Source organism: Saccharicrinis sp. 156 (genome assembly GCF_050589685.1).
GTDB lineage: Bacteria > Bacteroidota > Bacteroidia > Bacteroidales > Marinilabiliaceae > Saccharicrinis.
Genome location: NZ_JBNGOS010000010.1, coordinates 109552 through 135730, shown reverse-complemented (window position 1 = coordinate 135730; position 26179 = coordinate 109552). Strand labels below are relative to the sequence as shown.

The 26179-nt window shown below is 38.5% G+C and carries 17 protein-coding genes; 9 read left to right on the top strand and 8 right to left on the bottom strand.

The window, feature by feature from the left end; translation table 11 throughout:
• Positions 1 to 64 precede the first annotated feature (64 nt).
• Complete coding sequence (locus ACRD64_RS08060; protein ID WP_430932785.1) at positions 65 to 829, bottom strand: glycosyltransferase family 2 protein; 765 nt, start codon at positions 827 to 829, stop codon at positions 65 to 67.
• A 187-nt stretch (positions 830 to 1016) separates the two neighbouring features.
• Between ACRD64_RS08060 and ACRD64_RS08055 the strand changes: the two genes are divergently transcribed.
• Complete coding sequence (locus tag ACRD64_RS08055) at positions 1017 to 2477, top strand: sodium/proline symporter (RefSeq protein ID WP_430932784.1); 1461 nt, start codon at positions 1017 to 1019, stop codon at positions 2475 to 2477.
• A gap of 337 nt (positions 2478 to 2814) precedes the next feature.
• On the opposite strand, the gene ACRD64_RS08050 is transcribed toward ACRD64_RS08055, so the two are convergent.
• Positions 2815 to 4026: a hypothetical protein gene (locus tag ACRD64_RS08050; RefSeq protein ID WP_430932783.1), complete on the bottom strand. Its 1212-nt coding sequence runs from the start codon at positions 4024 to 4026 to the stop codon at positions 2815 to 2817.
• Positions 4027 to 4253: 227 nt separating this feature from the next.
• Here ACRD64_RS08050 and ald point away from each other — a divergent pair, with 227 nt between their 5' ends.
• Complete coding sequence (ald, locus tag ACRD64_RS08045; RefSeq protein WP_430932782.1) at positions 4254 to 5366, top strand: alanine dehydrogenase; 1113 nt, start codon at positions 4254 to 4256, stop codon at positions 5364 to 5366.
• A gap of 125 nt (positions 5367 to 5491) precedes the next feature.
• On the opposite strand, the gene ACRD64_RS08040 is transcribed toward ald, so the two are convergent.
• Together ACRD64_RS08040 and ACRD64_RS08035 are read right to left on the bottom strand one after the other, a co-directional pair.
• Complete coding sequence (locus ACRD64_RS08040) at positions 5492 to 8746, bottom strand: ATP-binding protein (RefSeq protein WP_430932781.1); 3255 nt, start codon at positions 8744 to 8746, stop codon at positions 5492 to 5494.
• A gap of 55 nt (positions 8747 to 8801) precedes the next feature.
• A complete protein-coding gene (locus ACRD64_RS08035; protein ID WP_430932780.1) occupies positions 8802 to 9776 on the bottom strand; it encodes a Gfo/Idh/MocA family protein in 975 nt (324 codons plus the stop codon).
• Positions 9777 to 9848: 72 nt separating this feature from the next.
• Between ACRD64_RS08035 and ACRD64_RS08030 the strand changes: the two genes are divergently transcribed.
• The 3 genes from ACRD64_RS08030 to ACRD64_RS08020 all read left to right on the top strand — a co-directional run bounded on the left by ACRD64_RS08030 (position 9849) and on the right by ACRD64_RS08020 (position 15176).
• Positions 9849 to 10853 carry a metallophosphoesterase gene (locus ACRD64_RS08030; protein ID WP_430932779.1) on the top strand — a complete coding sequence of 335 codons (1005 nt, stop codon included), beginning with the start codon at positions 9849 to 9851 and terminating at the stop codon, positions 10851 to 10853.
• A 189-nt stretch (positions 10854 to 11042) separates the two neighbouring features.
• The gene (locus ACRD64_RS08025) at positions 11043 to 13160 is read left to right on the top strand and encodes a tetratricopeptide repeat protein (protein ID WP_430932778.1); all 2118 of its coding nucleotides are present in this window, start codon (positions 11043 to 11045) and stop codon (positions 13158 to 13160) included.
• A gap of 3 nt (positions 13161 to 13163) precedes the next feature.
• On the top strand, positions 13164 to 15176 hold the full coding sequence (locus ACRD64_RS08020; protein WP_430932777.1) for an AAA family ATPase: 2013 nt from the start codon (positions 13164 to 13166) through the stop codon (positions 15174 to 15176).
• A gap of 84 nt (positions 15177 to 15260) precedes the next feature.
• Here ACRD64_RS08020 and ACRD64_RS08015 read toward each other — a convergent pair whose 3' ends face one another.
• Positions 15261 to 15878 (bottom strand): ankyrin repeat domain-containing protein, encoded by a 618-nt coding sequence (locus tag ACRD64_RS08015; RefSeq protein ID WP_430932776.1) that lies wholly within the window; start codon positions 15876 to 15878, stop codon positions 15261 to 15263.
• A gap of 234 nt (positions 15879 to 16112) precedes the next feature.
• Between ACRD64_RS08015 and ACRD64_RS08010 the strand changes: the two genes are divergently transcribed.
• The 4 genes from ACRD64_RS08010 (at position 16113) to ACRD64_RS07995 (ending at position 23257) form a co-directional block, all read left to right on the top strand.
• Complete coding sequence (locus ACRD64_RS08010; protein WP_430932775.1) at positions 16113 to 17321, top strand: methyl-accepting chemotaxis protein; 1209 nt, start codon at positions 16113 to 16115, stop codon at positions 17319 to 17321.
• Between the two features lie 176 nt (positions 17322 to 17497).
• The gene (locus ACRD64_RS08005) at positions 17498 to 19876 is read left to right on the top strand and encodes a GAF domain-containing protein (RefSeq protein ID WP_430932773.1); all 2379 of its coding nucleotides are present in this window, start codon (positions 17498 to 17500) and stop codon (positions 19874 to 19876) included.
• Positions 19877 to 20010: 134 nt separating this feature from the next.
• A complete protein-coding gene (ppk1, locus tag ACRD64_RS08000; RefSeq protein ID WP_430932772.1) occupies positions 20011 to 22023 on the top strand; it encodes a polyphosphate kinase 1 in 2013 nt (670 codons plus the stop codon).
• A gap of 4 nt (positions 22024 to 22027) precedes the next feature.
• Positions 22028 to 23257, top strand: a complete 1230-nt coding sequence (locus ACRD64_RS07995) for a Pycsar system effector family protein (protein ID WP_430932771.1) — start codon at positions 22028 to 22030, stop codon at positions 23255 to 23257.
• A 65-nt stretch (positions 23258 to 23322) separates the two neighbouring features.
• On the opposite strand, the gene ACRD64_RS07990 is transcribed toward ACRD64_RS07995, so the two are convergent.
• The 3 genes from ACRD64_RS07990 to ACRD64_RS07980 form a co-directional block, all read right to left on the bottom strand.
• A complete protein-coding gene (locus tag ACRD64_RS07990) occupies positions 23323 to 23892 on the bottom strand; it encodes a YceI family protein (RefSeq protein ID WP_430932770.1) in 570 nt (189 codons plus the stop codon).
• Between the two features lie 168 nt (positions 23893 to 24060).
• Positions 24061 to 24774: a pirin family protein gene (locus ACRD64_RS07985; protein WP_430932769.1), complete on the bottom strand. Its 714-nt coding sequence runs from the start codon at positions 24772 to 24774 to the stop codon at positions 24061 to 24063.
• Positions 24775 to 25121: 347 nt separating this feature from the next.
• A complete protein-coding gene (locus ACRD64_RS07980) occupies positions 25122 to 25994 on the bottom strand; it encodes an AraC family transcriptional regulator (RefSeq protein WP_430932768.1) in 873 nt (290 codons plus the stop codon).
• Between the last annotated feature and the right edge of the window lie 185 nt (positions 25995 to 26179).

Below are 26179 nucleotides of genomic sequence, written 5' to 3'. Positions count from 1 at the left end.
TACATATTGAGTGCCTATCAAGGCAAGATCCCGTTAAAACCATTATTCGTCTCAGCCGTGCCAATTATTCGCTTCGGCCGTGTCGACTTTTTGCGAATTGAGGCAATTTAGATACATTTTTCCATATCAAAGAAAATAGATTACCTACTTTGTTTTCTTTTAGAGCACGTATGTCTTCCCTGGTTTTCAAAAGTATGTTCTTTATGTTTTTGTTGCTGGCACCGCCCACTCTCATGCGGGTAATTACCATGGGAACATATGTAGCACTGTAGTTAGGATTTGAGAATAATCGAAGAATAAAATCGTAATCGGCCGCAATTTTATAATTCAGGTTAAACAATCCGATTTCGTCGTAAACCTGTTTTTTCAAAAACAACGTGGGGTGCGGGGGCATCCAGCCTGCTTTTAACAGTGATGGTTTAAATGGTTTACTTTTCCAATACCTTACCACCTTGGTTGGATCGTTAACCTGAACATATTCCAGATCGCCATAAATGGCATCCGTGTTCTTGTTTTTTAATACGTTTAGCATTGTTTCAATGGTTGAATCGTCATCCAAAAGATCATCGGCATGTAAAAATCCGATGATGTCGCCCGTGGCCATGCTGATTCCTTTGTTCAACGCATCATAAATCCCATTGTCCGGCTCGGAAACATACCGGTGGATAAAAGGACGATACTTGTCAACCAGGCCTATGGTTTCATCTTTTGATCCTCCATCAACAACAATATATTCAATGTGTGGATAGGTTTGATTGATTACCGATGTTATCGCACTTTCAAGGGTTTTCCCTGCATTATAGGTAGCAGTTATTATAGAAACGGTCATTATAAAGGTTTAAATATCGAGCGCAAAAATGAGGGCTTTAATTAATATTTACAAATCATTTGTAAAAGTTGTGTATAAATAATTACGGAACAGTTTTTATTTTGTTATAAATATGTTTATTTGTAATAACGTGAGTTCGAATTAAAAAAAAGCAATGTGGAACTCTGGTAAATAACCTTTACTATATATGACGCTTGTATTTATCTTATACCTAATCTTGTTGATTGGAATAGTTGCCTGGTCTTCCAACAAATCTAAAACCAATACCGATTTTGTTATCGGCGGAAACAAACTATCCGGTTATTCGCTCGCACTTTCCGAAAGGGCCACAGGAGAGTCGGCATGGCTGTTGCTTGGTCTTACCGGCCACGCCTATGCCGAAGGAATAACATCCGTATGGGTGGCTATTGGTTGTATGCTAGGGATCTTCTTTTTATGGATCTTTATGGCCAATCCACTTCAGCGAGTTCAGCAAAAATATGGAGCCGTAACCGTGAGTGCCCTGTTTGTAAACAAATTTCCCAAACACACAAGACCTATCACCATAGTTACTTCTACCGTAATTATTTTCTTTTTTATGCTTTATATTGCCTCGCAATTTTCTGGTGCCGGAAAAATATTCAACAATACTTTCGGTATCGATCCTTTATGGGGAATGATTCTCGGGTCGTTATTGGTAACATTTTATACCATGTTGGGAGGATTTATTACCGTTGTTGCCACCGATGCTTTTCAGGCTATTTTAATGGTGGTTACCTGTGTGGTATTGCCGATCATAGCTTATTTTGTTGCGGTTAATAATGGTATAGATCTCTCATCCATTGTATCAACTGTGCCGGATGAGATAGGTAATGCCGATCACAAAAGTGTTTTTTCTTTTCTGCTCATCCTAAACGGTCTCAGCTGGTCCGTAGGTTATACCGGACAGCCACAGTTATTAACTCGCCTGATGGCATTAAGAAACGATAGGGAAACAAAACAAGCAAGGGTAGTGGCGGTTATTTGGACCATGTTAGCTTATGTGGGTGCCTTTGCCATTGGTTTAATCGGATATAAGTTGGTACAATCCGGAGTTTTAGGTGATGTGGCCCTGACATTAGCCCTAGATGCCGAAAAGATTATGCCAACACTTGTGATGCTTCTATTGAACCCGTTATTGGCAGGAGTTTTATTGTCAGGGGCTGTTAGTGCTATGATGTCTACAGCTTCGTCGCAATTGATGGTGGCTTCGACGGCAGTAAGTGAAGATTTAATTGAAAGCAGCCGGAAACATCATTTTTCAGAGAAAAGAAAGTTGCAGATCAACAAGATCTTGATAGTTGTTGTGGGCTTGTTTGCGTTTGCATTGGCAATTTTAATGAAAGAAACAGTATATGGTTTGGTATCTTATGCATGGTCGGGTATAGGTGCTTCATTTGGACCGGCTATCTTACTGTTGCTTTTCTGGAGAAGGTTTTCTGTGGCTGGCTTGTATGGCTCTTTGCTTGGGGGATCAATTTCAACCATTATCTGGAAAACATGGTTGGCCGATATCACGGGCATATCAGAAAGATTGGTGAGTTATCTGGTAGCTTTTAGTTTGGCAGTAATCCTGTCGTATTTAATACCAAACAATGTAAATCAAACTAAACCCAATGGGGATTCATGATGGAAACCATTTTTGTATGAAAAGAATGACTTGAAACTTGCTTTGTTGATCTCCCCAAAGCTCACCAAACTATTTTCCCGGGCATTATATGGTAGGTTCCCGGGTTTCAAAGTTATTATAATCAATCCCAAAGCGAGGCTCAAAACCTTCTCGTAATCTATATCAAAATAGTTTAACCCGGATTATGCATTAGAACTTCGTCGTGAACATTGAAAGTGCAATCTTACTAGGTTTTCATCGTTATGGTGAGTTGAAGTGAAGCAGCGGAGTGTCTTGTTTTGAAACAATTTCAATGTGTAATAGATTTTCTAATGCATATTGCGGGTTTAAGGACGTTTTATTTAGGCCATACCTCCATCCATACACCAAATGCTGCTTGTTCGTTTGCGGGAGTCATATTAATAAAACCGCTGGATATCTTATTAAAAGCGCTAGTTATAAGTGGCTTAGTTTTTTTATTTGATTCTATAAATTTGTTCCATTCACCTTTCCGGAATGACGACACTTTCCAAAATCCAATAGCGTTTTCATCCACAAATTTAGGCAGGGAGATATTGACAATACCCATGTTGTATCGCCAGTTTATATCAACACAAGGATGAATTTTTAAATTTCCTTTAATATCCTTATATAGGATGGCATCCACACCAATAGGGCCTTCGTAATAATCATGCGGGGAAACTGTTTTTAAAGCTTCAATTAGAATCAAGGATACATTTTTAAGTAAATCAACTTGCAGAAAATTACTAATTTCATTTATTTGGTGAGGCCAATTTATATTTCCACCAACAAAGTGTCCCTTTTCGTCATTTATAAAATATGAGATACCTAAAAAGTCAATTTCTCCATCTTGCTTGATCTCCAATTGAAAGGAGAAATCAAAAACTTTATCCAACAAAGGTTCTGCTGTTAAGAACCCTTGTTGTTTTATGGCTCCCTTTATCCAAGGGTAATTCGCATGAAGATTTTTATGCGGTGCAATAACGTGAATTCCTCTTCCCGAGGAACTCCATGGCATTTTTAAAATAGCCGTTTTTTGCTTGCTCATCCACGAATTGAAATCTTCCAATGAAGTAAGTGAAATAGCTGGAGATGGTATATTAATGATTGGATTTATCACATCTGATTCGTGAATATACTTTTGGACTTTGTTCGTGGTATCCCTGCTAAAAAATGCCATACTGCTATCTTTCCAGCTAAAATTAGGCGACGTTTTAAAATCATCTGAAGTATTCGCTTTCAAATGTTTGGTTTTATGATGTATGGCGGGATTCCAACTCCAGGGTCTGATATAATTTAAGTTGCTGTTTGTTTGTTTCAACGAGCTTAAATAACGAATCTTTACAAGTCCTAAGGCATACCATTGTTCTAAAAAAGCGGGGTTCGGAAGATTGGGGGTGAGGATTATATCGCCTTTCGATGCAAAAAAGGAGGGCAGAAAAGCTAAATCACTTTCAAAATGCCTTAGGTTTTTAGGAGGCATATAACTGACCATGCCATTGGCGATTGCCATTTCGCCCGTGGGGTTATAGATGAAAATATCTGTCATTTATGTATTAACTGAAAAAAATATCGGGTGTGCTTTGTGAAAAATGCACTTATAAGTGCAATAGCCATCCCAACTATAGGGTTTCTGATTAATTTGACGATTTTTATAAATAATTACCATGATTTTAAACAGCTTTTTTGCCTGACAATATTCATAGTGCATAAACAAAGTAATTTCTTAATTTGAAATGACAAAACTATTCAATAAATATTTTAAAGTTTAGAGCAATGATTATAGGTGTTCCTAAGGAAATTAAACCTTCCGAAAATAGGGTTGGTATGACTCCGGCCGGAGTATTAGAGTGTGTTAAGGCTGGTCACACTGTATATGTACAATCTACCGCAGGCGAAGGTACCGATTTTTTCGACGAGAATTACGTAAAGGTTGGCGCCAAAATTTTACCCACCATTGAAGAGGTATATGCTATTGCTGAAATGATTGTGAAGGTAAAAGAACCTATTGAGCCGGAATATAAATTGATTAAAGAAAATCAGTTATTGTTCACTTATTTTCATTTTGCATCTTGTGAGCCATTAACCAAGGCCATGATTGAGCAAAAAGCAATTTGTTTAAGTTACGAAACCGTGGAAACCCCCGACAAAAAGCTTCCGTTATTGGTTCCAATGTCGGAGGTAGCCGGTAGAATGGCTACGCAGGAAGGCGCAAAGTATTTAGAAAGAACGTACAAAGGACGCGGAGTGTTGTTAGGAGGCGTTCCTGGGGTTCGTCCTGCTAAAGTATTAGTGATCGGTGGTGGTGTTGTAGGTACCCAGGCCGCAAAAATGGCGGCAGGAATGGGTGCCAATGTAACTATCATGGACAAAAGTTTAGAGCGCTTACGTTATTTGGATGATATTATGCCTGCCAACGTAAGTACTTTGGCAGCCAATGAGATGCGCATCCGGGAAGAAGTTCGTAAAATGGACTTAATCATTGGTGCTGTATTGATTCCCGGAGCCAAAGCACCCAAATTGATAACGCGCGATATGCTGCCTACCATGAAACAAGGATGCGTATTGGTTGATGTTGCTATTGACCAAGGTGGTTGTTTCGAGACTTCCAAACCAACCACACATGAAGATCCTACATATATTATTGATGATGTTATCCATTATACAGTTGCAAATATGCCTGGTGCAGTACCTTTTACATCAACAATGGCATTAACTAACGCTACTTTGCCGTATGCATTGGAGCTGGCAAAAAAGGGGTGGAAAAAAGCATGTCAGGACAATTCAGCTTTAAAGTTAGGGCTAAATATTGTGAAAGGTGATGTGGTTTACGAAGGTGTTTCTACTGCTTTTGATTTGCCATACGTACCCGTGGAAAACATATTATAACAGAATATATATTTCACAGATGTAATTTGAAGGCCAATTTGTTCCAACACAAATTGGCCTTTTGCAATAGAATGTGTTCATGCCGATTCGTCAACCTACAAGATTTTAATTTTCGACAGCTTGGTTTATATCAAGGGCAATGTTATTAACGCCGTAGTACTTCTTCCTAGTTCCGATGTAAATTCTAATTTCCCATTGTGTTCCTGAATTATCTTGTAGGTGATGGATAATCCCAGACCGGATCCCTCCCCGGGATCCTTGGTTGTGAAGAATGGGTCGGTAATTTTATCGAGATTATCGTTGTTTATTCCTTCCCCCGTGTCAAATATTTTAATGATTAAAGACTGCTCCAGGATATTTGTGGTAATGGTTATAATGCCCTTGCCTTTAATTGCCTGGCACGAATTGGTAAGTATATTGATAAATACTTGATGCAGTTTTCCTACATTACCCAAAACTGTTGATGATTCAGCATCGTAGTTTTTAACCAATTTAATACGGGTTTTTAATAGGTGCTTGATCATTAAAATACTGTTATCTATTATAGAGTGCAGGTCGCATTTTTCGTCAAAAGTGTTTTTGGTTCGGCTAAACTGGTTCAGTCCAGCCACAATATCCGCCGCCCTGTCAACGCCTATTTTAATGCTATCCATAAGTAACTGAACCTCTTCATCCTCAATTTCGTGTTCCCGAAAATAAAAATCAAGTCCTGTATAGCCACCCAGAATATAGTTCAACGGATTGTTTATTTCATGCGCTACGCCAGCAGTTAGAATTCCCAACGAAGCCATTTTTTCCTGCTGAACCAGGGTCGACTGGGTATCTTTTAATTTATCGATGGTTTCTTCTAGTTCGTGCGTTCGTTTTTTAACCATCGTTTCCAATTTGGTATTTTTCAGGGTCAGGTTACGATTGTACAATTTTGCGATAAGTGCTATTAAAAAAATACTTAGCAAGCAGTACAGAATATAGGCCCATTTGGTTTGATACCAGGCCGGTTTAACCAAAAACGAATAGGTGCTAATTTCACTAACCGTTCCGTAAACATTTTTAGCCTTCACTTTAAATTTTAACTTGCCATGCGGAATATTCGTGTATACGGCCGAAGCTGTCGGGGACCAAGGACTCCAATCTTTATCGAACCCCTCAATCATGTAGCTATATTGGTTTTTCTCGGAAGATTCGAGGAAATTGGCGCTGAAATTAATTCTCAAGCTGTTAAACCTATTTTCCAGAGTAGGTATGAATTCTTCGGTTTGGTTATTTATCACTTTTTTTCCTGTTGGGTTAAGAAAGGCTCCGTCAAACAGGATGGAGTCGTTGGTGGAGATAATTACCTTTCGAATAAGTACATTAAAAGGACGTGCATAGTCTTTTTTATTTTGGCTGTCAAAAGTACAAAAGGACTCGAACTGACCTAAGTTAATATACCTGTTATTTTCTACGGAAACAGAGCTTATTTGGCCTAACTTTAAAAATGGCTTAAAATTAAACTGAGCATTGCTGTCTTGTACCGTTAGTATTCCTGTTTTGTCTCCCGATATAAAATAAGAAATACTGTCAATCTGTTCTATCATACGAACGGCACACGAATCTTCGGTAAATGTTTTGCCCCAATATTTGTCATGCGTAAACCGGGTTAGCGAATCAGGGCTACCAGCCGGCGGTAATACGGCTTTATATATTCCTTTCGGAGTACTAATGTTAATTTTGTGATTAAATTTAGTTACCAAAGATTCCAGAAGTATGTTGGGCAAGCCATTTTTTTCAGAGAAATGCGAGATATGATATGATTTTAAGTCCTTGCTCATGAATCTTATCAAAAATATTCCTTCGTTTAAGGAGGCTAACCATAAGTTTCCATCGTTATCGAAAGCCATGGATCTTATCTGACTGATATTGTTGTCTTCAATACTAAGGGTATCGGTCAAAACTAAGTCTTTGTTTACCCCTGTCTCTTTAAATGTACAAATCACCACAGCGTTGTTCTGTCCAAGAGCTATTTTGTTAGGGTATTGTTTATCATGGGCAGCACAAAACACCCTAGTTAGCCCCTGATAGAAAGTTTTTGATTTATCGTTGACAATTTCTTCAACACCATACCAATTGCATAACAGTAAATGTCCGTTTACATCAATAATTTGATTGGGTGCGAACGGTTTTGCAATACTCTTAACAACATGATTGTCGTTTGATAATTTCAACTGATACGGCGGTAAATAATAAAATTTAATATCTGTTCCAATGTATTGGGTTCCGTTATGAAACTTAGAACAAACAACGTTAGCTTCGAGACCTTGCTTTTTGTAATAAAAATTAGCCGGATAACTAATGTCTATACGGGAAATGCCTTTCCTGGAAGTGGACCACAGGTTTTTTTCTGAATCAAGAAAAACACTAGAGACCAGGTCGGTGCTGAGTCCACGATTTGAATTTATCAGCTCAACAATTTCTCCCTGTTTATTAATAATAATAACGCCCCCCCTGGACGTACCTATGGCAATCGTACCGTTTTCCAGGTCTGCAGTGCTAAACTGATAGTTTTCGGCCAAATATTTTCTGGTAGCTTCGGGGATATGATGGTTCGTTAGGGTTTGTGTATTTAGGTTATATTTATAAAAGTGGTTTGTTTTACTAAATGAAATCAATAATTCAGTATCAGAAAATGAGTTTATAAAAAAATATCCTTGTTCGATAGTACTGAGTTCTTCACAATTTTTTAATAACACTATTTGGTTGCCATCAATTCTTGCTAAGCCGTTTGTCCTGTCCTTAATAAAAATATCGCCGTTAATTAAATAAGCACAGGGTAGTTGAAGATTAACAGGTATTACCTCAATAGTATTATTTATATATCTGAATATCCTTTTTCGAGAGAAGAAATAAACGCCCTGTTCCGAGGTGTATATCCTCCAAATGCTCTGGAAATAAGGTGCATCGTTAGGAACCAGGTGGGTCAGAGAATGATATTTTAATGTACCGATTTGATTCGGTTTAAAAAAACCAAAATCATTATTGCCTCCAATAAAAACAGTACCCAACGAATCAACAGCCAACGATCTGACAATAGAATGTTTGGGCATTGGATAATGCCTCCAGTTTGTTCCGTCAAATTCAAACAAACCCTCTGTACCGCCAAAGTACATGATTCCTCTTTGATCCTGGTCTATATCCCACAGTTGGGAATATGAATTATTGACGCTAGGATTATAGTTCTGCAAATAAGGTGATCCGTGATAATCTATGGCTTGTGATTGTATTGATATAGGGGTCAACGACAAAACCAATAACAATAATAGTTTTAATTTAACGCTCATTCCGGGTATTTGAGGACCAACTTGGAGCGATTTGATAAACTGAAAGTTGGTGTACTTGTTCATTTTTGCGAAAGATAATAAATTATTGAAGTAATGACCATCATTATTTAATCTGGCATTATCCACAATTAATTATATCTTCCAATATCTTGTTGGTTCTTGCAGCAGTAATACCGGTACTGACACAAGGTTTTCCTGCATTCAGGTGTTCCGTAACTTGCTTAATCAGGTTGTATTGAATGTTTTCCGGATTCAGATAGGGAAACTCCAAGGTTCCACTATGCGTATGTAATTGAATAGCTCGGTGTCCAAAACAGCTAAAAATGACCGTACCTTCTGTCCCAATTATTTCTATAGTATCCCTTTGGGCTTCATCTGTGGTCACAAAACTCCAGAGGCCGTTACCGACTAGCCCGTCCGTGAATTTAAAGCAGGCAGTTACCGTATCTTCAACCTGATACCAGGAGTTATTATTGGACGAAAATCCTTTAGCTTCAACTATGGGGCCAAATAAAAAGTCCAAAAAATCGAGTTGATGAGATGCCAGGTCGTAAAAAATACCTCCACCTGCAACAGACTTTTCTACCCTCCAGGCTTTGTTCTTTTCATCTTCGTTGGCTGGACGCGTCAAACGAATGTTCACCGCAAGAGGTTTGCCAATGGTATTATTGTCAACCAGTTCTTTTACTTTCAAAAAGCCTGGCAGTGTTCGCCTGTAGTAGGCCACAAATAGCGGAACTCCTGTTTCTTTTGATACACGATTCATTTCCTGGCATTCCTGGTATGATGTGGCCATAGGTTTTTCAACATACACCGGTTTTCCTGCTTTCATGGCACAGATGGCATAATAGGCATGTGTAGATGGTGGTGTGGCAACATATATGGCATCAACGTTAGGAGACGATATCAGCTGAGCGGCATCGTTATAATAATATGGAACATCGTGCCTTTGTGCATAGTCCTTGGCTTTTAATAAGTTGCGCCTCATAACTGCCATTAGCTTAGAATTATCGATCTTGTTGAAAGCAGGACCACTTTTTTTCTCTGTAACATCCCCGCAACCTATGATACCCCAATTAATTATTTTTGTCATGGAAAATTTGTTTTTAAAATAAAAGCAAATGTTATACTTTTGGACGATAACAATAATCAAATATATCGAATTTTGGAGCAGGTTAAAGGCGAAAAAAGAAATATAATTCAGGAAAAATGTTTCTACGATATAATAGGAGATGTTCATGGTAATGCCAACGAACTGGAAGAGCTGCTCTTAAAGCTGGGATATACCAAAATGTATGGCGTTTGGCGTCATGCCCACCGCAAGGCTATATTTGTGGGCGATTTTATAAACAGGGGACCAGATTCACGCAGAGTTCTGGAAACTGTGCGGGGAATGGTTAGCTATGGATTTGCACATGCTATATTAGGGAATCATGAGCTTTATGCGATCTATCATCTTACTAAAAACAAAGAGGGGAAACCCTTCAAAAAACTTTCCTACTCAAATAAAAAACTGGTCGAACAAGTAAGGCAAGAGTTTTACGGCGAAGAGAAACTCCTGAAAGGTTATGTGAAATGGTTAAGGACCTTGCCCATTCATCTCGATTTCGGGGATATTAAAGTGGTGCATGCTTATTGGAACGATGAATATGCCAACATAATCGAAGATTACAGGGAAGATGGCCGCTTTCGAAAAACAACTTTAGAATATATGGTGGATACCGGTCATGTGTTAGGAAATGCAGTTGCAAAATCCACCAAAGGAATTGAGTTTAACTTGCCGAATGATTTAATTATCAAGGATTCAAACAACAACAGAAGAAACAATTTCAGAATTAAGTGGTGGGAGGAAGCGGACAACAAAACCTTTTATGAGCTGAGCTACGGTAATAAGTTCCGATTGCCCGATTATACGATTCCAAAACAATTGCTCTTTCCGTATAAACATTATTCCGAGGATGAATCAATTGTGTTTTTTGGTCATTACTGTATGGACAAAGAAAACATGTCACCCAAGAAAAATGTTTGTTGCGTTGATTCCTGCATTGCTAGCGGAGGAGTTCTGGCGGCCTACAGGTGGAAAGGAGAAACCGAGGTGAACATGGAGAATATGGTTTTCGTGGAAAAAGAACTTGGCTTATTGCAAGGACTCTTTGCAAATAAAAGGTAATACTGGAAAAGATAATACCGGGCAGCAAAAATGAACCGTCATGTTATTTTACCGAAAGTGTGGTACGGTTTTAGTTGAATCCCTTAAACTTATTATATTTGTCCGATTAACCTGGGCAAGCCAATAACTTGTTTGTTTTTGGCTTGCCCAGGTTAGTATATGATACTTATTACCGTACAGTTATTTTTTATGAGAAAGATCTTTTATTCCCTTCATATACTCTTTTTGCTTGTCGTCTCGGCCAATAGCCATGCACAAATAGATACAGACAGGGTGCTGATTATTGGCAGGAATTCGTTGTATTACGAAGACTATGTGTTGGCTATTTCCTACTTCAACAAGGTAATACGCGTAAAACCCTACTTGGCCGATCCATACTATTTTAGAGCGTATGCCAAGTTTAGTCTGGACGATCTAAAAGGAGCCGAAAAAGATATGGACAAGGCGATCGGGATCAATCCGTTTCATGCTAGTTATTATAGGTTCAGGGGCGATATACGAAGCAAATTCGGATCCTATCAAAAAGCACTGGAAGATTATGGCAAGGGACTGGAACTCAGTCCGCAGGACGAAGGAATTTATTTTAACAGAGGTTTGGTATATATGAATACCAAAGATTACCAAAAAAGTATCGACGATTTTACTTCAGTGTTAAAAATCGATATTGCACAGTACGGTGCCTATATAAACAGGGCCATATCCAAGCTTAATTTAAAGGATACCATCGGTGCTGTTCGGGATATGGACGAAGCAATTCAAGTAAATCCCTTAGTGGCAGATGCATATCGCTTTAGTGCATTTATTTACTACGATATCAATGATTTTGAGAAAGCGATTGCCCGTATCGACGAAGCGATTAAATTGGATAGGCACGAGCCATCTTATTACATGATGCGGGGTGTAATCCGTTATCAGATGGATAATCTGGAAGGCACCATGCAGGACTTTGATAAGGTGATCGAGTTGGAGCCTAAAAATGCCATGGCTTATGCCAACCGGGGAATATTAAAGGTTGAAATAGGGGATGTGAACAATGCTATCGATGATTTTTCCAGAGTATTGGCTTTAAACCCTGACGATATGCTAACGCTCTTCAACAGGTCTTTACTTTATATCCGGGTTGGACAATTCCGTGATGCCATATCTGATTTAAACCTTATTATAGATCGTTATCCGGAATATCCCGATGCATACATGGCAAGAGCACAGGCATATAGCGGCATAAACAACAGTTCTGCGGCAGGTAAAGATTACAATATGGCTTACAAGCTGGAGCAGGATAGCCGTAAAAAAGCGGAAAGAAATACAGCTGCCAATAATGCAAAACCCAAAGAAACACGAAGCGAGAAAGATGACGATATCAGTAATCACGACAAGATAGCAGTATTAGACGATTTCGGCATTGAGGAAAGCGAAGTGGAGGAAATTGAGAATCTAAGGGGTAAGATTCAAAACCGCAATATCATCATCGATCTTGAAACGGTTTACGGATTGACTTTCTTTTCGGTAGACTCTTTAATCAATAGAACGAGATATTTTAAACCTGAGGTGACACAATTCAACCAGCGAAAGAAGTTTGGCAGACCACTTATATTCTCCAATAGAGAGGCGGAAACCGATGACAACAAAGCATTGGAGTACTTTACTAACATTAAGCAAATAGGAAATGAGCTTGAAAAAACACCTGAAAATAACGACCTGCGTTTTATCAGGGGAATTTTGTACGGCGTTGTGCTGAATTACACAAGTGCCATAGCGGAATACGATTATATTATAGAAAACACCGGCGGGAACAACTTAAACTTATTACCATATTTTAACAGAGCTTACATACGCTATAAGATGGTTGAAATGATGAAGACTTTTAAGGAGGAAGAACTTCCCGTGAATTTGTTATCAAAAAATACGGCTGCCGGATTTAAAAAGGATGACGTAGTAAAAGACGATGGTGTAGTGAAGCAAATGCTCGACTATCAGTTGATTGAAAGCGACTTGAGAAAAGTTCTTGAAATAGATCCTAAATTTGAATTTGCTTATTATAACCTGGGTATTTTGCAATGTATACGAAAAGACTATGAAGGTGCCATTATTAATTTTAATAAGGCAATTGAGCTCAATCCATTTTTCGCCGAAGCTTATTTTAATCGAGGTCTTACCCAAATTTATCTGAAAAACGATGAACAAGGAACCCTGGACCTAAGTAAAGCAGGAGAACTTGGTTTATACAAAGCCTATAACGTAATTAAACGGTACGGTATGCAACGCGTATTAAAGGACACGGAAGTAAATAAAGAGGAGAAACATTAGTAAATGGAGGAGTGGCTCGAACATATCGATACAGACAATAACGAATTTCAGGATGCCCTAAAACTTGTTCAATATACAAACCGGTCCGTTTTTTTAACGGGGAAAGCCGGTACAGGAAAAAGTACGTTTTTAAAATATATTTGTACCCAAACACACAAAAAACATGTGGTCGTGGCTCCAACCGGTATCGCAGCCATAAATGCAGGGGGTCAAACCATGCACTCCTTCTTTAAAATTCCGTTCCGACCAATTTTACCCGACGATCCTGATTTAAGTACAAAAGACGGCCGTATTTACGATTTCTTAAAATATCGGAAAAATCACCAAAAGCTTATTAAAGAAATGGAGCTGTTGATTATCGACGAGGTTTCCATGCTTCGCGTGGATATTCTTGACTTTATCGATCGTGTACTGAGAGTTTTTTCAGGCAATATGCAAGTGCCTTTCGGAGGGAAACAGCTTTTAATGGTGGGCGATGTGTTTCAGCTGGAACCGGTAGTAAAAAGAGAAGAATGGGCCATTTTAAAGAGGTTCTACCAAACGCCATTCTTTTTTTCGGCCAGGGCGTTTCGTAACCTGCCCTTGGTACAAATAGAGCTTAAAAAGGTATATCGTCAGAGTAACCCGGAGTTTGTGAATTTACTGGATAGAGTCCGGGTCAATGCCGTTAAGCAAGATGATATCAAAACCATCAACCAGCGCTTTCAGCCTACCTACAACGCTCCGTTGGATGAGCTTTTTATTACCCTGGCTACGCGCAGGGATACCGTGGATTATATTAACGACCATAAACTGGAGGAATTGGAAGAGGAAGAAATCACTTTTGAAGGTTATATTTCAGGTGAATTTCCCGAATCGGCTTTGCCCACCCCACGGCAGCTAATATTAAAGGAAAACGCCCAGGTTATGTTTATTAAAAATGATTCCCCTGATCGCAGATGGTTTAACGGTAGCCTTGGGCGGATAGATGAAATCAATGAGGAAGGTATATATGTCCGGCTGGAGAATGAGGAGATCCACCTCGTTGAGAAAGAAGTATGGCGGAATGTTCGATATAAATACGACGAAAAAAACAACCGAATCATTGAAGAAGAAATAGGATCGTATCAACAATATCCGGTAAAACTGGCGTGGGCTATTACGGTTCACAAGAGCCAGGGTTTAACATTTGATAAAGTGATGATCGATTTCACCGGTGGCGCTTTTGCAGGAGGTCAACTGTATGTCGCACTGAGTCGTTGCCGCTCTTTGCAGGGAATCATCATGAAATCGCAGATCACCCCCCGTGATGTCATCGTAAAAAGGGAGTGTGTCGATTTTTCGAGAAAGAGCAACAACAAACTTCAAATAAAAGAAAGTCTCGATTCTGCCCGGGCCGACGACGGTTACAAAAAAGCCTTAACAGCCTTTCGGAAAAAAGATTTCAGGACTTCCATGGAGGAATTAGGGCAGGCGGTAGCTAAAAGAAACGATCTGACCAAGCCTGTCGTACTTCGTTTTATTTCCCGTCAGTTGAATGTGATTCAAAAATTAAGCAAGAAGGTAAAACAACTGGAAAGCAGAGAAAAAAGACGAAACAAACAGCTTGCAGAGTTTGCCCGGGAATATTTTTTGATGGCCAACGAGTGTTTGGTGAAAGCCAACGACAAAAGTGCTGCAATAGCCAATTTAAACAAAGCCATAGTGTTAAACCCGGATTTCTTTGAGGCCATATTCAAAAGAGCGGGACTGAAAGTAGAGATCAACGATTTGGATGGGGCAGAGGCCGATTATTCCTTAGCTCGAAAAATAAAACCACGTACCTTTAAAGTCTATTATAATAGAGGTCGGACACGTATTTTGCTACGCAACCTAAATGGTGCATACAATGATTTAAAACAAGCTGTTAAGCTGAAGGAAGATCATGCGGATTCTTATTATTATTTGGCCCAGGTATGCGATAAATTGGGTGAGAAGGATGAAGCGGAACGATTCAGGAATATATCAGGCAACCTTGGATTTGAAGATGAAGGTTAGTCAGCAGTCGTCAGTGAACAGTCAATAGTCGGATTATCCAACATGAATGACAAACGGTTGTACTGCTGACTGTAAACTGAAACATTATTTCATTTGCGTTTTAATATATTCTGCTACCTGGGTATGTCCCTTCGAGTTCGCAAAATCCAAGGAAGACTCACCGTCGACGTCTACCATTTTTAAATCAGCACCATGGGCAACCAAAGTTTTAACCACCTCAAGCTGACCTTCTGCTGCGGCCATCATTACGGCTGTCCAATTCTCCTCATTATCCATCAAGTTGGGTTGGGCACCATTTTGCAATAAGGCCAGTACGGTGGGTGCAAATGGGCCAGTGGATGCATACATTAATGCGGTCCTGTTAATATTGTCCATTAAGTTGACATCGGCGCCATGATTTATCAATAACAAAACTATTTCGGTATGTCCGTTAAAAGCAGCCATCATTAATGGCGTACGTTTGTTGACATCGGTGGAGTTGGCATCAAAACCATTTTCCAAAGCTCCTTTTATTGTCCCTATCTTGCCATCTAATGCACTTTGAATTATTAAGTCACGATCGAATATTTTTTCCGAAGCAGGGGTTGCCGTTTTTTCCGTGGTTGGTTTTTTGGTTTCTCCCTTTTTGCTTGTTGTTGAGTTACAACTGAATGCCAAAAATACGGTGAAAGTTATTGTAGTAATCAATATTAGTTTGTTCATGCTTGTTTTTGTTTCTAATGAACGCCAAAAGTAATACTTCTATATTAAAATAGGGATTTATCAATGATAAATTGTCAAAATGTTTAGCCATCTTATTTGTTGCTATTGCTTTATCTGGTTGAACAGGCTACAATTCTTGATTAATGCCTTGGAAAATTAGACTAAATCTATCACTAAATATGAAAACGCACGTACAATCAATATCTAATTTTAATTAAATTAATTCCAGCTAATATGAATGAGTTGATTCTTTTTACTGTGATTGTATCTTCAATGTTGCCCATTGGATATTTGGGACTAAAGATTGTTTTTAAAAAATCAATTATTTTTTCGCTTTCCTGGTTAAATCTGATCATTGTTTATTTTTCATCACTCATTTATTTTACGGTTGGAAGATTGGGATTGATTCATTTGGTTTGGGCTATTCCTGTTGCCTGTATGATAACAGGTGGGTTTTATTTGCGAATAAAAGCAAAAGTCCAAAAACCTTTATTGGATACCATAAGTCATCTGAATAAGATTGCCGAAGGCGATTTGCAAATCGAAAATGTAAAAGGGATTGAACATCAGGACAATGAATTAGGTATGATTACGAATAACATTCAAAAGTTGGTATTTGTGCTGAGACACTTGGTAAAAGAGATGAACAAGGGTTCCCGAAAATTATCGAAATCAAGTTCTTTACTGGCCAATAATATCCATAATTTGGCCAGGGATTCCGCTCAGCAAGCCAACTCAAGCGAATATATAGCCAATACAATGGAATCTATAGCTAAAAGTGTGGGGGAGAATACAAGTTATGCACGGGAGAGCAATGAACTGTCCCAGGAAAATATGGCTAGCTTGAGAGAGCTTTTTGAAATATCCGCTAAAATTACGGGTATGGTAGAAGCCATATCAAGTGGGACAAAAGAAATAGATGACATTGCCAAGGGAACCAATATATTGGCCTTAAATGCGGCTATAGAGGCGGCTAAGTCAGGTGCTGCAGGTAAAGGGTTTACCGTGGTTGCCCATGAAATCAGGAAACTGGCCGAGCGAAGTAAAGATACGGTTTCGCAAATCACAAAGCTTTCTAAAGATAGCAAAAAGCTGGTAGAGAGATCGTCGGGTTTGTTTGATCATATGTTGCCCCAGATCGAAAAAACATCGGAGATGGTCGCGGAAATATCAAACGCAAGTGTAAAACAGCAAGTGAGCGTGGAACAGGTTAATTCTTCTATAAAAGAACTCCATGAAATAGCGCAAAATAACGTGGAAGCTTCGGAAGAAATTGCATTTACCTCGGAGCAGTTAAAAGATTTGTCTGATAGCCTGAAAGATTCGCTTCACTTCTTCAAAACATCCAATCCTGCCGCAAAAGAACGTATGGAAAATGTCAAAATGGCTAAGGAAAAACAAAAAATGAAGAACAATATCCTCGAAAAGAAACAGTCTGCGTAACATATCCTGTCTGATAATCTAACGATTCATCAGTATTCTTTGCAGAACAAACAGTATTCAATACTGTTAGTTAATACACGTGCAATAGCATTTCAATAAGCAATTATTATGGTTTGTCATAAAATTGATGGCTAGTTGTGGTTGTATTATTTAAAATTGTATTGAAATTGTAGGAAATGGATAAAAATGGAGAAGCAAATATAAACAAAGTGGTGAATTGTAATTTCTGTTCGCTGCCTTTCGAAAAATCTCTGAGTTTTGAATATCTTATTCAGGAAATAGAAAAAATCAGCAGACATAAAGAATTTTTACTAAGTGAATCTGCCTTCAGAATGCTCGAAAAGCTGGAGGACGTACCGGAATTGAAAAAAAAGATTACAGATTTAACCATCCTCGACAAACACGAAGGTTTGGTTAAGCAGTTGATGATGTTTGTTTTTAACCCGCTGAATTGTAACGAGGAAATAACGGCAGCTTTTATACCATTCGAAAAAAAGCCGTTTTACAGTTCCCAAAAATATAAGGATACCATTGGCGGGGGGAATAAAAAAATCGAAATCATCGGTAAAGAAGTTGAAGACAAAGACCTGGTCTCTTTTATTTATCAGGCCTATTTTATCATACTGGATAAGGTATACAACTTTAAACTGCCGATTGACATTCCGTTTATTTTTAAGCTGTTAGACCACCAAAACGAATCGGTTAAATACTACAACAAAAACATGGACATAAGTTACATGAATGTAAAACCGATTGGCAAACTCAAAAAGTTGAAGCACTCGGAAATTATGGCTCTTTTTGACAGGGACCATGATTTGGATTATTGGAACCAGGTGATACCTTTGGATAATTTTGAGATTACGGGATTTATGCGCTTCAAATACAATAATATCACGCGTGAACATGTAATTTCGGAACTCAAATCGGATCTGCTGAACAAAAATACCATTCTTTCTTATGATGGATACCACCGTATACAGGAAAAAATCCGATCGTTAATGGACAATCCGTTGGTCAGGTTCGGATTGGCGTCTATGTCGGAAACCAATAATCACGAGGAGCATAAAAATTTTCTGTGGAAGCCTATTATCCCTCATGATGACTTTAAGCACAAGGATTATGAGGGATCGATGTATGAACAAGCCTATATCGAACGCAGAATTATTCTAACCAGTGACCTCAAAGAGGTTAAGCAGACCAGGCTCACAAAAACTTTATTGGATAACGGAATTAGCAGTTACGCAGTAGTTCCCTTGGTTATAGAAAAAAAAGTGGTGGGAATGCTGGAGTTTGGTTGTGCCTTGCCAGGTGCTTTAAGCATGATACAGTTAAAAATGCTGTATGATCTGTTTCCTGTTTTTGCGCTGGCTATTCAGCGTTCGCAAGAAGAATGGGACGATAAGGTACGGGCTTTTATACAGGAAGAGTTTACGGCCATTCATCCAACGGTCGAATGGCGTTTTAGGGAAGCAGCCTCGAAAATATTAAACAGTACCGACGGGAATACAAGTGTTGATCCTATCCTGTTTTCGGATATTGTACCCATATTTGGTGCTTCGGATATCCGGGGATCCTCCCTTGAACGTAACAATGCCATACAGGCCGATTTGAGCGAACAGCTGGAATGGGCATATGATGTGTTGCAAATAGAGAAACAGGTGCGCGAAATTCCTTTGCTGAGTGACATCAGTTATAAAATACGCACCCATCTCAAAACCATCCGGCAAGGACTAAAAGCAGGCGATGAAGTTAGTATCGTAGAGTTTCTGAAACATGAAATAGATCCATTCCTGTTGCTAATCAAAGAACGTGATCCGGAATTGACAGGGCCTATCGACAAATATTTTAATATGCTCGACCCGGAGCTGGGTGTTCTCTACAAAAAACGAAAGGCTTTTGAAGACAGCTTAACACTGATCAACGACAACGTAACCGAGATTATCGATAAGGAACAGGAAAAAGCACAGGATGTGTTTCCGCATTATTTCGAAAAATACCGTACCGACGGTGTCGAGTATAACGGTTACCTGGGCCAGTCGTTGGTTAAAAACCTTACATACAACGACATGTATCTTAAGAATATCCGTTTGTGGCAGTTGTTGGTTAAGGTGAAGATAGCGAGGCGTATACGCGAAATACAGCCTGAATTGAAAATCAAATTGGATATCACACAACTGGTATTGGTACATTCAAACCCGTTAAGTATAGCCTTTAGGCAAGACGAGAAAAAGTTTGACGTGGCCGGTGCCTACAATATCCGATATGAGATAATCAAAAAACGTATCGATAAGGCTATGGTTAAGGGTAGCAACGAAAGGTTGACTCAAGTGGGAAAAATAGCTATTATATATTCGCATGCCGATGAAATCGCCGAATATAAGAGATATATAGAATATATGATGGCGCAAGGTTACCTGAAAGGCGTAGTTGAAGAATTGGAACTTGAAGACCTTAAAGGAGCATCAGGCCTAAGAGCTTTAAGGGTAGAAGTGAATTTTAATCCAGCGCAAAGCTGTAAAATTGACCAGAAAGTACTGGAAAAAGCTGTGGAATAACCTTGTTGTGCATGATACTATGGTCAATCAATGCTGTTGAAAAATAGTACACGCGTTTATTGAAATTGGAGAATGGGAGGCTTTGGATTCTGTAAAAAAATTGCTTAATTCACTATTGAACAACGAAACTTAATATGAAATATATCGACCGTGACCTGAGTTGGTTATCTTTTAATGCCCGTATCCTTCAGGAAGTGGAAAACAAAAACGTGCCTTTAATGGAAAGGTTAAAATTTGTGGCCATTTATTCCTCAAACCTTGAGGAGTTTTATAAAGTGAGGGTGGCGGGACACAGATTTGAACAAAAATACAAAGGGGATAAAAAAAACAAGTTTGGCTTTCGCCCTTCTTATGTGCTTCAGCAAATTAATAGTATTGTTAGTAAACAGCAAGAGTATTTGGGGCAGTTGTTTTATACCGAAATTATCCCGGCTATGGCGGCAGAGGGGATCCACTTTCTACACAAATATTTAGGAGCAAGGGACAAGGAACTGGTTTCAGAATACTATGATGAACATCTAAAGGGTAATTTTACCCTGAAGAATATTACAGATGAAAAAAGTGTAGACTTGACCCACCAAACCGTATATCTGTATTTCATTTCAACAAAAGGTAAGTATATTTTAGAACTGGACTACGATCGGTGGGGTAGGTTTGTCACTATTTCTAGGGATGGTAACGAGACACGGATTATTCAACTCGATGATATTTTCAGGTATAATGTGGCGAAATATCTGTGTGACGAAACTGAAGTATATGCCGTTAAGATATCCAGGGATGCCGAATTATACATTGATGAAGAACAGGAAGACAACATTGTACGTAAAATAAAACGGAGCCTTAAAAAAAGGGAAACAGGTCTTCCCAGTCGCCTGCTGTTTAACGAAGACATTCCTTTTAAGCACATTGACTATCTAAGAAAAAAGATCGATGTGGATATGACGGGTCTGTTGCCAGGAGGGAGGTATCACAATTATTACGATTTCTTTAAATTCCCATTTTTCACCAACAAGCCGCACCTTTACAATGAGGATTATCAAACGATACCTTGTGAGAAACTAGAACAAGCAAGGGACTGTTTTGAAGAGATTCGGAATGGGAATGTTTTTTTGAGCTATCCATATCAGGAATTTTCGTATGTTTCACGGGTGTTACACACGGCAGCGTACGACCGCGATGTGGAAGAAATAAACATCACGCTTTATCGTGTAAACAAGACTTCTGAAATTTGTAGGGCAGCAGAAATCGCGGCGCAACAAGGCAAACGAGTGTTCGTATTAACCGAAGTGTTGGCACGTTTTGATGAAGAGTCAAACATATACTGGGGAGAAAGACTGGAAAAAGCCGGGGCAACAGTTAAATATGGCGTGAAAGATTTAAAAGTTCATGCCAAGATATTTACCATTAAACGAAAAGAAAAAGATTCAACGATAACATATGCCTACCTGGGTACCGGTAATTTAAACGAAAAAACGGCCAGAATATATGGAGACCATGGATTGCTGACCACGGATAAAAGGTATACCAAGGATCTGGACGAAGTATTTTCTTATTTAAAGAATGAGAAATACAAACCGGAATTTGAGCATTTGCTGGTCGCTCCATTTGTTTTGCGCAAAGGCGTTTACCAGTTAATAGATGAAGAAATAGTTTGGGCGAAATCAGGTAAGAAGGCTGAAATGCTGATAAAGCTAAACAGCCTCGAAGATCCTAAGATGATTGATAAACTGAGAGAGGCTGCCGATGAAGGGGTAACTATTAATATGGTGGTCAGGGGGATTTGTTGCTATTATCCTTTAACAGAAAAGCAACAAAACAATATTAAAATCGTTAGTGTAATTGACCAATTTCTTGAACATACCAGAATCTATCATTTTAACCATGGTGGATCACCCGTAACGTATTTGGCTTCGGCCGATTGGATGACAAGGAATCTTTCCGGCAGGATTGAGGTAGCATTTCCAGTCTTTGACGACCGAACGCAACAATTCCTGGTTGATGAGATAAACTGTCAACTATCCGATTCCTTGAAAGGGCGATATGTTACGCAAGATGGTGAAAACGCATACGTGGAGGGTAACAATGATAAGCCATCACAACAAATCATGTTCGATTTAGTTAAAAATACATGTAAGATATTAGTATAAAACAATGGTAGAAACGACTTACAGCACATTGGTTAACGAATGCATAGTGATTGCATCTGACGAAATAACAGCTAACCAAAACGGAAAATTGTATCATCATAACCTGGAACATACATTAAATGTGCTTGAAGTTGTGACATTTTTTGCTGAGAACATACCCGAAATATCAGAAAAAGAAAAGGAGCTGTTGCAAATTGCCGCTCTTTTTCATGATGTTTGTTTTTGTAAAGGTGTGGTTGGGCATGAAAAAAATTCTGCCGCATTTGCCCGAAGAATTCTGAAATCAAAAAATATGAACCATATTGATATTCTTACTGTTGAGCGTATCATCATGTCAACCAAACTTGGCTATAAACCAACAGATCTTTTGGAAAAGACCATAAAAGATGCGGATATAGCACACATTGGTAAAAAAGATTATTTTAGGAACCCATTTATAAAACTATATAAGGAAATTAACAGTTTTAAGAAAAAAACGCCTCAAGAATGGATTAACGATTGTATTGTGTTTTTTGAAGAGCACCCGTTTTACACCAAGTTTGCACAGGAAAACCTAAACCCGCAAAAGGAAAAAAATAAAGAAAAACTTAAAGCTCTATCGGAAATGGAAATAAACTCAGAGGAAGAATTAATAGAACAAACAGCAAAGAAAAAGGATAAGAAAAAGAAGAAAAAAGTTGGAGGTGTCGCCGGAAAAACCGAAAAACCAGACAAGGGTATCGAAACAATGTTCAGGGTAAACCTAAGAAATCATGTGAATTTAAGCAGGATTGCCGATGACAAAGCCAATACCTTAATTAGTGTAAACGGTATTATTATTTCCATAGTTCTTTCAACACTTTTTCCTAAGCTGGACAATAACGAGTATTTAATTTGGCCAGCGCTAATTTTAGTTGCTTTTAGTATTGTAACCATTATTATTGCTATTATTTCAACTATACCGCGTACCACGCACGGATTCATTTCTAAAGAGGATATAAGTCATAAACGGGGTAACCTGACTTTTTTTGGCAACTTCCACCGGATGGAACTGGAGGATTTTGAATGGGGTATAGGCGAATTAATGAAGGATAGGGATTACTTGTACAACAGCATGAGTCGTGACCTTTACTTTTTAGGAAAAGTACTTAATAAAAAATATGCCTATTTAAGGTGGGGCTATATTGTTTTTGTCACGGGTCTGGTATTTTCCATCCTTTTCTTTGTAATCGGAATCATGAACTATCAACAATAATAAACCCGCAAGCTATTGTTTATTTAGCTGGCGGGTTATTCTTAATTACGCGTGTCAGTATTTTATTATCTAACCGTTAAATTTACATCTAATGTAAAATCGTCATAAATAACTTTGTCACCTAAATTATCAAAGAATGATTTGGAACCGTATCTCACATCGTATTTGGCACGGTCCACGATAAGTGTGGTTGTGTATTTGTTTCCACTTTTGGTAACTTCAAATTCGATAGGGTGAGTGTTTTCTTTAATGGTCAAATCACCTGTTACCTTGGCAACGTTATTTTTAAAGGTAGTACTGCCAGTTATTTTTAATTGGGCTGTTGGAAATTTCTCTACACCAAAAAAATCATCCGACTTTAAATGGCCAATGAGTTTTTTTCTGTACTCGTCGCTCTCAATATCCGCATTGGTAATCGTGCTCATGTCTATCAAAAAAGTTCCGGCAGTAATTTGGTTTCCTTGGACGGTAAATGAACCCTCTTTCAGTTTAATATCTCCGTTATGGGTGCCTCCTATTTTTTTTCCTTCCCATTTGATACTGGTTCTGCTGGCATCTACCTGATACGTCTGCGCAAAAGTTGAAGAGGCTACTAATAAAGCCGTAACTGCAAATAATAATTTCATTGCTTTCATAATTCTTAGTTTTTGTATTTGTTATTGTTTTAATTTTCAGATGTTAAATATAAGGTGGTGGCATTTGTGTTTTTACCCATGCGCTCATGTCTTACTTCGTATCACTTAGGGCTCTCTTCTACATGCTTCTGACCCCTTGGCTACTATTGTCAAACAATCTATTATAACTTAATAGTTCATTGGAATTTCTATTAACAACAAACTACTGTTGCTTTGGGTTTCCAATTCTATTTTTTGTATTTCAGTAATGCCGATGGCATCCCGTTTGTTAAGTGTTTCTCCTGCAATTTGGATACTACCTTCTATAACCATAAGGTATATGCCATTGTTTGGTTGATGTATCTGATAGTTCACTTTTATCCCCTTATCAAAATCACCCATGTTAAACCAGGCATCCTGATATATCCATACGCCCTGGTCATTTTTATTAGGGCTCAAGACTTGAATAAAATCATTTTTCTTTTTTAGTTTTTTCAGGTTGATTTGATCATATCTGGGTTTAACATTTTTCGTATGTGGAAACAACCAAATTTGAAATAACCTCAGCTCTTCCTCCTCACTGTTATTAAATTCACTGTGGAATATTCCTGAACCTGCGCTCATCACCTGGATTTCTCCTGCATGGATAACTGATGCATTACCCATACTGTCTTTGTGGGCAATGGATCCTGACAAAGGGATTGTAATTATTTCCATATTATCGTGCGGATGTTCCGGGAATCCCGCACCTGGCGCAACGGTGTCATCATTTAATACCCGTAAAGCACCAAAGTGAACCTTTTGAGGGTCGTAGTAATTCGCAAAGCTAAACGAATGCTTTGCATCTAACCAACCATGATTTGCATGCCCCCTCTCGTCTGATCTGTGCAGTACTGTATTCATAGCTTAATTTTTTAGTTTAACCCGCCATATTGCATTAGGAATCCTGTTACACACCTCTAATATATCATCCGGGTTTAATACAAACATACAGCAAATTTTAAGGCGAGGGGTTGCGAAAATTAGTTGAGGTATTGCAATAATCAGATTTATGGATATTTTACTCTTTTAATAATGATCGAACTTCTAAAAGATATTTGATCTTAATAGTAAAAATTTAAAGGGTTACCACAATCTAACAATACTGTGGGATGATTGAATATAATTGAGAACAGTGGCTGATCCGAGGGTGAATATTTCGCTCGCAATTATTTAGTCTCTAACGTTTTTCTCAATATCGAATGCCAGGGCTATTTTCTACTCTCTAATCTAAATGTGCCAGGGGTTTGGCTGGTTAGTTTTTTAAAGAAATTGCTGAAATGTGCGGGCTCCTCAAAGCCTAAATGGTATGCCAACGTTTTGTTGCTTTCTTCGGTGAACAATAGCATTCTTTTGGCTTCTACAATAATCTTTTCCTGTATATATTCCTTAGCCGATTTATTGGTCTGCGATTTTACGTACTTATTCAGGTAGTCCCCGCTAACGGATAGTTCTTTCGCATATTCCGATACTTTATGCCATTGTTTATAATGTTGTTCGATCAATTTTTTAAAATTAACGAATAAATTGTTCACTCCATTGCTATGAACCGATTCTACCTTTGGAACAGAGCACAACGAGCTTACCTGGATGAAAAACAGCTTTAAAACAGCTCCAAGGGCTTCATATTTATAGGGTGTATCATTATTGCTGTAGAATTGAAACTGCCGGATGATGTTTTTAAAACGGTCAAACTCATGGCGGTTTAATTGAAGGGGAGGAGAATCACCAAACGTATTATATAGGTATACCTGATTAATAAGTTCTTGCATAATATGATTTTTTAGCAGAAACTCCCTGGTAAAGTTCATGACCCAACCGGTTGGCCTCTCGGGATTGAAAACATTATGTACCTGACCCGGATAAACAAAGTGTACGGAAAGATCGGATATTGCAAACTCTTTAAAGTCAATCATGTGTGTCCCGCCGCCATTCTCATTGACAATGATGGTATAGTAATCGTGTCTGTGCGGCGAATCGCTGATCCCATTGTTTTGGTCGAAGATTGCCCCTGTATCTTTGATGATAAAATCGACCCGTTCGCCTTCGGGATTGGTGAGCCCGTATGTGACAATATCTTGCATTCGCTTTACTTTTTTACCTGTTTAGTATCTATAAATACCTTAAGAATCAGTGCCAATTTCATGGACGTTCTTTTGTGCCCAATTGTTTGTTCCGACCATGTTGGTTACAAGCTGTAAAATAGTTTAAAAAGCGCACAAAAAAAAGGCCGGCAACGTATCTTATACGCTCCGGCCTTACCATATCC